This window comes from Lacticaseibacillus saniviri JCM 17471 = DSM 24301 (assembly GCF_001311785.1).
Lineage (GTDB): Bacteria > Bacillota > Bacilli > Lactobacillales > Lactobacillaceae > Lacticaseibacillus > Lacticaseibacillus saniviri.
On sequence record NZ_BBBX01000005.1, the window covers coordinates 93,997 to 105,234 of the forward strand.

Genomic DNA, 11,238 nt, shown 5'->3' on the forward strand with positions numbered 1-11,238 from the left:
ATCCTCCTATTATTCGGCGCTGTTGACGCCTGCGAATGCATTGACAAGCTGCGTGTCGTCAAACGTAAAGTCAGTTTCCCAGTCGAGAACACCGTCATCAGAGTTCAGATTTAACACTGGGATTTCATCCAAGTTGACGTCCTTGAGCAGGATTGTCTGTTTACCTGTGCGACTAGTTGTGTCTTCGATTGTTGACGTGATATCAAAATACAGATCGGATTTCCCGTGTGCAAAGTCGAGGCCATACTTGACCCAGTTTGAGTTGATTAAGTAGCCTGACAACGTGCCAGTGCCCTTCATCGATGTAGTCTTGTTCTTGGTAATCCGTGAGCCGATAACCTGGACTTCTTCCTTGTTCTTTTCAAGCTTGGCAGAGAGTTCCTTGAGTTCAATCAATGGGATGTTTTGGTCATTGATTGTGGCGAAACGGTACCTTCTTTTGAATTGATTGTGTCACGAGCGGACAACACATCAGAGATCGTTTGTAATTCAGCCATGTTTTACCTCCTTTAAACCGTCATGGTCATGTAAAGCTTTTCCATCGCGTCCGTTGGTGTGAATGCCAAGTCGACAATGACTTGATCTGGTTCTTCGCCTGCTCGAACATCGATGTCATCAGCCACGAAATCAGCGATAACGCCTTGGTCTTGGAGACCAATTAAAAAGCTGACCCGATTAGACTTAAACAAGTCTCGGCCAGCTGCGTTGTTGGTGATTTTCCCGATAAAGCTCGATTCAAATGTTTCCTTGGTATCTTCGGCGATAGTATCTAAAGCCCGAATGATACGGTTCTTTTGCAAGTCGGACCGCTTGTCATCCGTGAATGTGTGGAGTGAGTTGATATCTTGCTCAATCACAACAACCCCATCGTTGCGTTGCGTAAATACCAACTTGCCGGCGTTCAGCGCTGCAATGGTGTTGTCATCGTTGAGCTTGCCAGCGACACTTGCGGCGTTTTGATAAACGGCATAGGTGAGGCTTTGATTAAGTGCCACGGCGGCAGATGCAGCAGCCACATAAACGGCAGCAACAGCAGGTGATAACTCGGTGCCGTCACTTAAAATGACGCCATTGGCAACTAATGTGATGCCTTCATAGTCAACTGACAGTGCAACGTTATCAGGGATAACCAGTGTCACCTTCTTACCGACTTCTTCACGCAAACGAGTAACTGCGGATACCATCAGCTTGTGCAATGTGATATTGGCGTCAGGTGTGATAGCCAGCACATCAAAGGCTGTGGTTTCGATAGTGTCGATAACGTCGGCGATTGTGGTGTCGTCAGACCCAGAGCCCTTAGCAGTGGTTCCGCCGGTCAATGTGGCTGTTGTGGTAGCAACGAGCTTGTCTAACAAGTCCTTGCCGTCGTCTGCCTTAGCTGCATCAGTCACCGTCACATCCACGTAGTCATTTGAGACCAGTTGACTAGCAGTGGCGACCACTTGGCGATTGACTTGTTCGGTGCCGAAATAGGTCACGACTGTCACTTGAGGTGTAGTTGGGTCCTTAATCACAGTGATCTTGATTTCGTTACCCTTGAGACCGCCATACTTCGCCTGAAATGTCCATGGCAATGATGGGTCTTCATAGGCTGCCTTAGCGCCCTTGTTGACGTTGTAATACAGAACAGCATCCGTTACTCGGAACGCTTCACGCAGTCCCAAGAACGTCAGATTAGCGCCGGTAAAATCTGTGAGCGTGTAAATATCGGTGCCCAGCACTTTTTTCAAGTCACTGTCTGCGGTGAGACTAATCACGCCGTCCTTTCCCCATTCAGCAGCACTCTTAGCGAGGTAGAGCATTAATCCCCGACTAGCACGCGTTGTCGCTTGCTTACGAGTTGGCGCCTTGACGTTGATGTAAGCACCAGGGCGGCGCTTGTTTAACTTAGTAAATGTGCCTCCAGCCATTACAACAGGCCTCCTTTAAACTTTTTGATCGTGTCTTCGACTTGCTTAGCCGTGTAGTCCTGGCCGTCTTCGAGCGCAGCATTTAAGATGTCACGCTGATAACCAGCCAAGCTTGGGCTGTTAAGCAGATCTTCTTTGGTGTAGGTCGCTGACTTTGGTGTAGCGGCCTTAGTTGTTTCTGCCATGCTTTATTCCTCCTTTAAATTCCATCTCGTTTTGCACCGGTTCGTGATTCACTATTACCACCCGAACGTTGAGGTCGAACGTAAAGCTGAGCGCGTCATTCTGGACTTCAAGCTGCCTGTTCATTAGCTTTGCGTAATTTGGTACCTCAATGAGATAAGCCATCAACTCTTCGGCCATCTGATCTAACGCAGCGTGTGGCTTGCTATCGGGCGGGAAGTAAACCAGCTGATAGCTATAACCCGCTGTCGATAGTCCATAAACTGGCCATTGTCAGTAACGCGAATCCGGTGCAGATAAAATGAGGGCAAACTAAAACCGCTCGCCTGATTCTCTCGATAAAGCTTGAGGTCAGGCCAACGGTCTTTGATGGTTCGTGCTATTAAGTTCGTAATATCTTCCATGCAATCACCCGAATGCTTTTTGCAGCACTTTGTCTATTTCTGGGCTGATAATCTTGTCGAGGTTCGACTGCAGATCGGCTTCTGTGGACTTTAGCATGTGCTTACCTTCAACCCAGCTTGCTTTTAGACGCTTGCCAATTGCTGGTACATAGAGACCAGGTGTCTGTCGATGGCCTTCTTCCACAAAGGAGGCATACTCTTTCGGGTTGATAACCACAACCGAGAATGCACCACTTGAGTAGTGTGAGCCTTCAATTGACCACGCTCTTCGCAATCCCCCAGTGTCAACAGGTGTGCGTTGCTTGACTTCACGTAGGATATATTCAGCAGCCTTTTGCAACGCAGACTCAATGCCGCGCTTGACTTCGCCACTATCGACTGTGCCGTGAACTCGCTTAGCAAAGGCTTGAAATTCAGCGTCCTCGATGTGTCCCCATCCAGCCATGTAATCACCTACGCTTTCTGGTCAAGCACCATAGCTACTTCTTGATGACTGCCATAGCCGCTATAACCGCGGCTAGCGCGCTTGTAGTGTGTCACCTTGCCATTGATATCAGTCACAGTAATTTCAGCACCAGCCGGTACATCAATCCCCACATCAATCAAAAGTTTGGCGTCATAGCTATCAGTCAAAAACTCAGACTGCTCACCGGGCTTGAGGCCACCTAAGGTGACCTTAGCTGGGATGTTTTCGGCAATCACCGCTGGCTCTAAGTCGTCAAACACCCCGTCTTTCACTGGCACTTGGCCGATGATAGTGGCTTTGTCATGATAGAGCAGATGCAGCGCCTTGGTCACATTTCTAAGCTCTTTAGCTAGCGTCACCAAACCACCACCCGAAATTGTTGAGCTGTGAGCGATAGTCACTTGTCACTGTGTCGATGCCAGATAACGTCTTATAGACGCTCACGGGGTCACGGTAGCTAACTGATGTGTCACCTTCGCTGATACTCGTGATTGCCTGACCATCGCCATCGGCAGGCTTGAGAAATGCCCGCTCCATCAGAACGTTATTGACCAAGCTGATAATGACCATGTCCAAAGCCACCGGCAATTCGGCGACCTCAACATTGGTGTAGTTAGACACGTCCCACAACACTTTCTCGATGGCATAGTCAATGATGAGATCATAATCAACTTGCTCTTGGCCGTCAGGCAAAGGATTGAGTTTCAACACACGGTCCTTAATCTTGGCATAGCGCGGGAATAAGTCTTCCATGGTTTACACCACCAATGCTAATAAGTCAGCCTTAGTCGCACCTGCTGGATAAGTGATTCCCTTGTCGTCAAGATAAGCCTTGATTTCAGCCACTGTGTTATTGCCAGTAGGCTTAATGCCCGCTTGACTGTCGGGCACTACGCTTTTGGGTCAGTGACCGGTGTCTTGTCTGACACAACAAATGAGATACCCTTGGTCTTTGTCTTTAAGAGCAGGACATCATCATAAGATTGTTCATAGTACAAGTAGTTGCCGCTGTTCTGAGCTGATGGTGCGTCAAAACCGACAAAGCTATACTTTGTGGTGCAATTTGGACACCGTTGTAAATCAGGAACATTTCGATTTGCTTGGCATCATCGACTTGCTTTGACCCGACTTCAAAGTTAAATGCAGTCTGCATTAAATCAGATGGCACAACCTTGATTGTGACGTCATCCAAGCTATAAACGCTGCGTTGAATATTGTTAGGGTCGGTCAATACTAATTGACGATTGAGCGCGTCAGCACGCTTCAAGATGGCGTTAATCTTAGGTGTTGTGTACAAGATTCGGCCGGAAAGCGGAATGCGCGCTTCGTCGAATTCGACCATGATTTGGTCAAACAATTCAAGAATGTTCTTTTCGTCCACCGTTTCGGTGTAGATGCCACCGTCAGCAGCCTTTTGCTTTTCACTATAAAGTGAGCTAAACATCTGGCGGTCCATTTCAGGCATCTTTTCATCCAAGTTAAATTGCTTGGTAATGTTAGCGATGCTGATAACCATGTTTGATTCATCAACGTCTGAGGGGTCAACCAATGTGGACCAGTAGCGCTCGTTGGTGAGTTCATATGAATCCCAGTCGTTTGAGTAGTTAGCTGCAGGTTGGGTGATAGTACGACGAGCGCGATCACGACGACCTTCATCAATAGTTAAGCGTGGCACCTTGATGTGTTTGGCACCGTCAAAGTTGATGATGCTATTTGATGGTGAGTTCCACAGGTCTTGTGAAAACAGATGACCATCATAAAAAGCTTGTTGGATAGCCGCTTGATAGGCTTCCGCGTAGTTGATTGTTGCCATGTTTGTTCCTCCTAATTTTTAAACGCATCTACTAGCGTTTGTGTTGGGTCTTGGTCAGACGGATTGCCACCAGCAGGGTTGTAGTCTTGCTTGGTGCCTTCATCAAACAGGTAGCTGTCGGATTCATGGATTGCTTGTAACTGGTCTTCAAGCCCACTTAATTGGTCCTTGTCGTCCAGCTTTATTTTATCCATATCTAACAGCCCCTTGACTGCTTTGGGGTTACGTACCTTGGCTTCGACCAAAGCTGTTGAGAGAGCGCCGTTGAGCTTTGTACTTGCAATCTGGTCTTGCAAAGCCTGAGTCTCAGTTGTGTACTTGCTTTGCAATTCACTTAACTGCTTGTTGAGCTCTTCGTTGTCCCCGGCGCCCTTCTTGAGCGACTTGAGGTCCTTGTCACGGTCGGACAGTTGAGTGGTTAAAGTCTCGTTTGCTGCGGCTAATTCATCCGCCTTATCAGCCTTTGACTTGAGCTCTGTCACCGCCTTGCCGTGAGCTGCCATAACCTTGTCGATGGCTTCCTTGTCTAATCCCAATGATTCTAATAGTTCTCGATTCATATTATTGCTTCCTCCTACGTTTGTTGTCGGGGCGCGACCCCGTGAGAGTGTAAAAAATAGGCCTTTTAACGCCTTACCCAGGGCGAGTTGTTTACTTTAAGACGGTGGCTATAGCAGCAACCAGTGCAATTACGAACATCAAGGCAATAGAAATCCACATCGGAGCCAACACCCATAGCCACGGCCAATTTATGACACTGCACAGCTTGAGCACGATAAACACGATTGTCAGAGTACTCAAGAATCCCATTCCTCCGGTGTTCCTTTTCTTATCCACATCTCACCCTCCTGGTTTTTGATACAAAAATAGCACTCACGTAATTTGTGGGTGCTAATATCTCTTATCCAAATTTGATTGATATTCCTCCAATTCGTCAAGAGCCGCATTTAAATTATCTGCAAAAGAATCAGACGCTTCTTGACTCACGAATGATATCGGTTGGATAACCTTCATGTCGTCGCCCTTACCAACAAGATAGTCGCCGCGGATTTCTTTAGATTTATTGTCTCTTTTGTCAGTCATTCGAAATCACTCCTTTGATGACGAGCCCGTGATTGGGATCGAGTTGAATTCCCTGTACTTTTATTATAGCCCCTTTGTTCAACAAAATCTCAGATTCTTTTTTATATTTCGAGATATATTCAACTGACAAGCCGTGAACTTCCTTATCAACAGACAAGTCAAGAAACACCTTGCTGGAGAACGTTTAGTCACAGCTGTCTGACGTGTCGTAGACATATAGCCCTCATCAGTTATTTTGGCGGTATCAATTGACGCGAGTTCTGTATTAATTTTTTCAAGTATATTATCCGGGATAGGCGTATTTGCAACTTTAACGGCCCTTTTGAGTGCCTTTGCTTGATTATCACTCAGTCCATCAAAAATATCGGACGGTAATTTTTCAAGTCCTCGAAACACATTCATGTCCTGTCCCAATTCTCGGTCAACCGCTTTTGCCAAACGTTCCTCAGTCTCAGCAGTTTTTTACCCATGCTACGCCCGTTACGCAAGGCTCTATTGATTTTGCTGTAATCACTGCCAGTATAGTTGATAATGGCATCTTGTTGCTCCACCGGCAGGCCTTTAATATATTTTGCGTGTTCTTTCAGTGTTTTTGTGTGACTGGCTTATAGCGTCTTTTAATCGGCTTTTTAGGGACCACAGGCTTTTCTGACTTTGGGTCATCTTTGTGCAGCCACTGGTCAAAAAGTCATGCTGTCACCAATGAAGCCTTTACCATTAACCGGATCACGTTGCCACCGGCGAGAAGGCAGATCTTCAAGTCCTTCAATCGTGGGCACTGTGGTGCATCGGCAGTGAGCGTGAATCGGAGGATAGTTAGCACCGGCAACGCGTTCACTCACCTTGAATTTCTTTCCATCTAACTTGGCACAAATCTCGCAGGTGTGGCTTTCGAGCGTGGCCAGGTACTCATAGCGCTCAATCCCACCAGCCTCGTAAGAAGCGGCCGTGGCGGTCTCAGACACATGAGCCATCTCGGTGATGACTAGCCGGTGAATCTGACTGCTTGTGAAGTCCTTGAGTGTCTTGTGCATCTCACGCTCAACACGCTCATAGCTATAGCCAAGAAGAACGGCTTTGCTAATCCCGGTGGTCAGCAGGTCTGGTAAATCATTGACCAGGTTGCCCCAAAGCCGACTACTAAAGTTTTTCCCCATCCAAGGCTGACTGACAATCATGTCGACCTCGCCTTGATTGAAGTGAGCAAACTCGCTAGCTATGTCCACACCCGCTTGATTCAGTGTGTAAAGGTTTCGCATGTAAGTCTGCTCATAGTCATCACCTAGTGCTTGAGCAAAGCGCTTCTGCTCGCTGAGCGCCATGCCGGTCATGGTCTGCTGCATCTGAAACTGTAATTCTTGCAGTCGACTGACGCGGCTCGTGATGTACTCAAGGTCAAGCTCATCTTCATAGCCGCCTTGCTTTGCCTTGGCTTTGAACTCATCGAGGCCCATCTGCCAGTTGCTTTTGCGAGCGCCCTTCAATAGCTTTTGAGCAGTCGCCTTATCGATGTCGCCTTTAGTGTCAGCATAGCGCTGATACCAGCCGTCCAGGTCGATGTCAAGCTGACCACGGGCTTCGATAAGTCGCTGAGTTAAGTCATGCTCGTAACTTGCTGACCGGCGAATCGAATCGACTTTGAGCTGCAAAAACGGCGCTTCCAGTAATTGCGATTATTCATCGTCATCACCGGTTACGTCGTCTTTTTTCTTGTCATCGTCATCGTCTTCTTGCAGCGGATTGGGATTAGCGAAGGGGTCTGGCTGTTGAGCTTTCTCTTCGGCGTCATCGTCCTGCAACTCAAGCTCTTCCTGCCAGTTGTTGACCAGTGGATTGCCCTTGGCGGTGTTCTCACGGCTAGTGACGTCTGATAGCTTAGACACGATATCGGCCTGTTCAACATCATTTCTGATTGAAGCACGTGTCCACGTCTGATTGATTGAGCGCTTGTCTGCATCAGTGACTTTTAGGTCACGCATGATAATCCTCACCAGCTCAGCTAGTCCGTTCTCAAACCAGGTCTGCACTGTTGATACCTTGAGCTCTAGGTTGGAGTACATCATCTTAATTGCAACCCCAGTGTTGTTGCCGGCTTCGAGCTTGGTAGGATTAACGCCTTGTCCAAACACAAATATCTTCTCAAACGTTTGCTCAAGCAGTGAGTTGCGGGCTTCTACAGGTATATCAATGGTCAGCTTATCAACACCGGACTTATCACCAGGGCCAATACTGTTGAGCTTAATTGCTTTGGCGTTCTTGAGGTCATGTTTAAACTGGTCCAAGTTTGCCCCACCATAGTTGGTTAGGACCAGGATAACCTGCTGAACATCATCCACGTCATTGACAAAGCCGTTATATACCTTGTCATAAACATCAATGAGACCTTTGTACTTGTCTAGATCAGGTGTCTCAAACTTGTTGTTCTTGAATGGGATGAATGGCACCACGCCCATGTTGTGTTGGTACACTGAGCTGGTCCCGATATCATCGCCGCTTGATGCATCATAAATCGTAAAGCGATTATCAATTGCTTGCAGGTCTGAGTAGGTGTTGCGCTCTGACTTAAAGGCAGTCACATCCTTGTCAGTCCAATATTCATGCACCGAATACTGCTTGCCAGTGTCTGGGTCAAGCTGATTATAGGTGCGCCGTACGGCCAACAGAACGGGGTCAGCGTCATCTGAATAGATTGGTGTGACCTGGTCTGGCGGAATGACAGCGTACTTGAGTTCATTATCAGCGTCGTGCCAAACATGCAGCCACGCTACGCCAGCAAGTGAGGCGTCAACGACTAACTGATTAAGCGTTGAGCCTAAACGGTCTCCCAGCTTATCAGCAATCTTGTCGTTAAGCTTGTCATCCTCAACGTCAATGATGGGCGCTGACGACGCTACATAATCTGCCTTCTGGTCAATCAAGATTTGGTGGAAGTTGTTTGACACCCGGTTGTCTGCGCTGCGCAGTGGGTCATCCTTGCCTTCTTCGTTGGTCTTTGATTCACCGGCGTTGCGAGCAGTGATGTCATTCTCGTTAAAGTAATAGCTCTTTGATTTTGAATACTTGGCAGTTACTCTTGCCCGCCGTGCATCGGTGTTTTTGAGTAGCTGTTTCATCGCTTTTAAGTCCAAGGTACATATCCCCCCTTATTCATGCTGTCTTCCATGGCATAGCGTGTGGCATCAATCGAGTGGTCATCACCATCAGGATAGCCAGATTTAAAGTTGCCATTTTGGTCTCGTGCTAACTCATAGCCACTAAACTCACGAGCTGTGTTAGGTGCTCGCACTGGGTCAATGATGATTTGTCGCAGGTCTTGCAACCACTTGAATCCGTGGTCACGACTACCCGGCCCCTTGCGTGCGCCAAACACATTGGCACCCCAGTCTCGGAATTCCGCGATTGTTCGTGGGTCTGCTGAATCGGCAGTTATTGGCTCATTACGTTTATTGAGAGCCATGATTTGCTCAACTGCCTCTCGGTTGGATAGGCCAACCTGATAAATCTCATTGAATATAAAAATCCGCTGGCGAGCCACATCATAATAGATGTCCTCATAAGCCAACGGATCATGCGCGAACCCAAAGTCCAGCCCGTGTTTAATGTTGTCGAATGTTGCAATTTCCTCATCGCTGATTTCACGTAGATTGAGGTTTGTGAATACCTCAGCGCCTGTGCCGGTTACTTCACCCATATATTCGTGCTCATAGGCTTTTGGGTTATCTATCTTGAGTTGCTCCGCATCAGCGATAAACTCTTTACCCAGCCAGGCAGGATTGACACTCAGATAGTCTGATGAGTGTACCAGCGTGTCATCTCGTGTGTCTGCTGCTACCACCGCTTGGTTTACCCAGTTGTTCTGACTCTCCGGCGGGTTGTAGCTATAAAAGGTGATAATGCCGCTGCCGCCACGATTAAGCGACTGGTTGATTGACCGAATCTCTTTCATGCCGTTAAAGTCATCGGCTTCTTCATAGTGCTTATACTTCGTGAATCCAACTCGGAACTTTTGGGACTTAATCTTGTTTGGCTTATCAGCACCCTTGAATCTAATCTGCTGGCCCGTTGGCAGGTAAGTGAGTGACATAGGGCTCACAGAGTCGCGCCACAGATGAGACACGTCTAGCGCATCGATAGCCCACAGGTACTGGTCAAACACCGAGTCACGCAGTGTGTTGGCAACTTTCCGCAGAACCACTGCATTGGCTTGCGGGTCACGCATAGTGCCTAACACAATCTCAATTGAGATAAAGCTAGATTTGGTTGATCCACGACCGCCTTTTGAGCCAGTAGTTGGCATGCTTGCCATCAACAATATCATGGTGCAAGCCATAAAAACTTGGCGCGATCAGATTAATCAGCTCTGGCATTGCCATCACCCTTTGGCACGTTATCGACAATCACAACCGGGTCAACCTTAACGTTAGCGTCCACCTTATCAGTGAAAGTCCCCCAGCGCCGTGCCATCATCTCTAGTGCTTTGAGCCGCTGTTGACCACTCACTGGCACTTCAACAATCTTGCCATTATTGGCAACCACCTCTTCGAGCATTTCACCATTGGCAAACTTGCTAATTAGCTCAAGCGTTTCCTGCTGGCTGAGTATCTTGCTATCCGAGATAGCCTTCATGCGTTCGTCGATGTAGCTTTTAACATTAGGTTTTATTAGGTTCTCTGAACCAATAGTTGGAGCTGTTTTTTACTGTAGCCTGCGCTGATAGCGGCCTGAGTAGCATTTCCACTCTCAATAAACGCGTCTGCGAATTTTTGCTGTTTAACCGTTAGTTTCTTGGTAACCACTCAGGTCACCTCCTTATTTTATGCACAAAAATAGACGCCTAAGCGCCTATCTCTGGATTGGTATCAATGGTGTGGATATACCACAAGGACGGCGTGCCGGAATCGAACCGGCGCCTGGGTGTCATGTTGTTATCCCGGGATCACCCTGCGCTGCCACTATGCTAACGCCGGAATGACCACGGCCGGATTCGAACCGACATGCTTAACCATGGGATTTTACGTGGTCGTATAAACGGGCGAGTTGGCATTAGTCCCGTTACCCTTCCAACGAGGGCTTTCTCATAGCAATTGATCTGCAATTGCCACAAGCTGACACCATTTCTGATGTCTCCACTTATGTCGCCGGTCAGGATTTGCACCTGACATGATGTGCACGCTGGTCTCTCTAACACGGTTGAACCCAATCATCTACGTGTCCTAGCGTCTACCTATTCCGCCACAGCGACTAACCTTAGATCTAAAATGAGGTGTGTGGGTGGAAAATAAATGATGTGCCATTGCTGGCAATGCCAGCCAGCAGTTTGACCCGACTGACTGGTTACCAGATTAGCCGCTCTGGTCGCGGATCGCTATCGATTAAGAT

At 47.8% G+C, this 11,238-nt stretch carries 15 protein-coding genes, 1 tRNA gene and 3 pseudogenes; all 19 read right to left on the bottom strand.

The genetic code is table 11. The features are described from left to right. Positions 1 to 9: 9 nt before the first annotated feature. The gene (locus tag JCM17471_RS04305; protein WP_369395789.1) at positions 10 to 396 is read right to left on the bottom strand and encodes a phage tail tube protein; all 387 of its coding nucleotides are present in this window, start codon (positions 394 to 396) and stop codon (positions 10 to 12) included. A gap of 113 nt (positions 397 to 509) precedes the next feature. Next, positions 510 to 1,910: a phage tail sheath C-terminal domain-containing protein gene (locus JCM17471_RS04310; protein ID WP_054776948.1), complete on the bottom strand. Its 1,401-nt coding sequence runs from the start codon at positions 1,908 to 1,910 to the stop codon at positions 510 to 512. Then, on the bottom strand, positions 1,910 to 2,095 hold the full coding sequence (locus JCM17471_RS04315) for a YqzN/YkzM domain-containing protein (protein WP_054776949.1): 186 nt from the start codon (positions 2,093 to 2,095) through the stop codon (positions 1,910 to 1,912). Before JCM17471_RS04315 ends, JCM17471_RS04310 begins: the two co-directional genes overlap by 1 nt. After that, positions 2,079 to 2,497, bottom strand: a pseudogene (locus tag JCM17471_RS16395) (phage tail terminator family protein). The gene JCM17471_RS04315 and the pseudogene JCM17471_RS16395 overlap by 17 nt, the downstream one beginning before the upstream one ends. 4 nt (positions 2,498 to 2,501) lie before the next feature. Then, complete coding sequence (locus JCM17471_RS04325) at positions 2,502 to 2,942, bottom strand: HK97 gp10 family phage protein (RefSeq protein WP_054776951.1); 441 nt, start codon at positions 2,940 to 2,942, stop codon at positions 2,502 to 2,504. 8 nt (positions 2,943 to 2,950) lie between these two features. Next, complete coding sequence (locus tag JCM17471_RS04330) at positions 2,951 to 3,322, bottom strand: hypothetical protein (protein WP_225354115.1); 372 nt, start codon at positions 3,320 to 3,322, stop codon at positions 2,951 to 2,953. Next, positions 3,309 to 3,716, bottom strand: coding sequence for a head-tail connector protein (locus tag JCM17471_RS04335; protein WP_054776953.1), 408 nt, complete (start codon positions 3,714 to 3,716; stop codon positions 3,309 to 3,311). The genes JCM17471_RS04330 and JCM17471_RS04335 overlap by 14 nt, the downstream gene beginning before the upstream one ends. Before the next feature lie 3 nt (positions 3,717 to 3,719). Next, a pseudogene (locus JCM17471_RS14960) lies at positions 3,720 to 3,830 on the bottom strand (HeH/LEM domain-containing protein); the annotation flags it as partial. Between the two features lie 91 nt (positions 3,831 to 3,921). Further along, positions 3,922 to 4,776: a capsid protein gene (locus tag JCM17471_RS04340; RefSeq protein ID WP_369395790.1), complete on the bottom strand. Its 855-nt coding sequence runs from the start codon at positions 4,774 to 4,776 to the stop codon at positions 3,922 to 3,924. Positions 4,777 to 4,787: 11 nt separating this feature from the next. Next, on the bottom strand, positions 4,788 to 5,336 hold the full coding sequence (locus tag JCM17471_RS04345) for a phage scaffolding protein (RefSeq protein WP_054776954.1): 549 nt from the start codon (positions 5,334 to 5,336) through the stop codon (positions 4,788 to 4,790). 331 nt (positions 5,337 to 5,667) lie between these two features. After that, a complete protein-coding gene (locus JCM17471_RS04355) occupies positions 5,668 to 5,859 on the bottom strand; it encodes a hypothetical protein (RefSeq protein ID WP_054776956.1) in 192 nt (63 codons plus the stop codon). Continuing rightward, the gene (locus tag JCM17471_RS16400) at positions 5,852 to 6,016 is read right to left on the bottom strand and encodes an ADP-ribosyltransferase (RefSeq protein ID WP_162208349.1); all 165 of its coding nucleotides are present in this window, start codon (positions 6,014 to 6,016) and stop codon (positions 5,852 to 5,854) included. The genes JCM17471_RS04355 and JCM17471_RS16400 overlap by 8 nt, the downstream gene beginning before the upstream one ends. After that, positions 5,938 to 6,297 carry a hypothetical protein gene (locus JCM17471_RS14420; protein WP_054776957.1) on the bottom strand — a complete coding sequence of 120 codons (360 nt, stop codon included), beginning with the start codon at positions 6,295 to 6,297 and terminating at the stop codon, positions 5,938 to 5,940. Before JCM17471_RS14420 ends, JCM17471_RS16400 begins: the two co-directional genes overlap by 79 nt. Next, positions 6,258 to 6,446, bottom strand: coding sequence for an ADP-ribosyltransferase (locus JCM17471_RS16405; protein ID WP_156321595.1), 189 nt, complete (start codon positions 6,444 to 6,446; stop codon positions 6,258 to 6,260). The genes JCM17471_RS14420 and JCM17471_RS16405 overlap by 40 nt, the downstream gene beginning before the upstream one ends. A 93-nt stretch (positions 6,447 to 6,539) precedes the next feature. Further along, complete coding sequence (locus JCM17471_RS04365) at positions 6,540 to 7,508, bottom strand: minor capsid protein (RefSeq protein ID WP_054776958.1); 969 nt, start codon at positions 7,506 to 7,508, stop codon at positions 6,540 to 6,542. Between the two features lie 24 nt (positions 7,509 to 7,532). Further along, positions 7,533 to 8,987: a phage portal protein gene (locus tag JCM17471_RS04370; protein ID WP_054776959.1), complete on the bottom strand. Its 1,455-nt coding sequence runs from the start codon at positions 8,985 to 8,987 to the stop codon at positions 7,533 to 7,535. Further along, positions 8,978 to 10,156 (bottom strand): PBSX family phage terminase large subunit, encoded by a 1,179-nt coding sequence (locus JCM17471_RS04375; RefSeq protein ID WP_225354116.1) that lies wholly within the window; start codon positions 10,154 to 10,156, stop codon positions 8,978 to 8,980. The genes JCM17471_RS04370 and JCM17471_RS04375 overlap by 10 nt, the downstream gene beginning before the upstream one ends. A gap of 53 nt (positions 10,157 to 10,209) precedes the next feature. Then, positions 10,210 to 10,655, bottom strand: a pseudogene (locus JCM17471_RS16410) (terminase small subunit). An 87-nt stretch (positions 10,656 to 10,742) separates the two neighbouring features. Next, positions 10,743 to 10,826, bottom strand: a tRNA-OTHER gene (locus JCM17471_RS13960). Positions 10,827 to 11,238 lie beyond the last annotated feature (412 nt).

Bases quoted from the DNA above. Each gene is read 5' to 3' on its own strand.
- JCM17471_RS04310 (WP_054776948.1), bottom strand. From the start codon at position 1,910: ATGGCTGGAGGCACATTTACTAAGTTAAACAAGCGCCGCCCTGGTGCT.
- JCM17471_RS04315 (WP_054776949.1), bottom strand. From the start codon at position 2,095: ATGGCAGAAACAACTAAGGCCGCTACACCAAAGTCAGCGACCTACACC.
- JCM17471_RS04325 (WP_054776951.1), bottom strand. From the start codon at position 2,942: ATGGCTGGATGGGGACACATCGAGGACGCTGAATTTCAAGCCTTTGCT.
- JCM17471_RS04335 (WP_054776953.1), bottom strand. From the start codon at position 3,716: ATGGAAGACTTATTCCCGCGCTATGCCAAGATTAAGGACCGTGTGTTG.
- JCM17471_RS04340 (WP_369395790.1), bottom strand. From the start codon at position 4,776: ATGGCAACAATCAACTACGCGGAAGCCTATCAAGCGGCTATCCAACAA.
- JCM17471_RS04345 (WP_054776954.1), bottom strand. From the start codon at position 5,336: ATGAATCGAGAACTATTAGAATCATTGGGATTAGACAAGGAAGCCATC.
- JCM17471_RS04355 (WP_054776956.1), bottom strand. From the start codon at position 5,859: ATGACTGACAAAAGAGACAATAAATCTAAAGAAATCCGCGGCGACTAT.
- JCM17471_RS04375 (WP_225354116.1), bottom strand. From the start codon at position 10,156: ATGCCAACTACTGGCTCAAAAGGCGGTCGTGGATCAACCAAATCTAGC.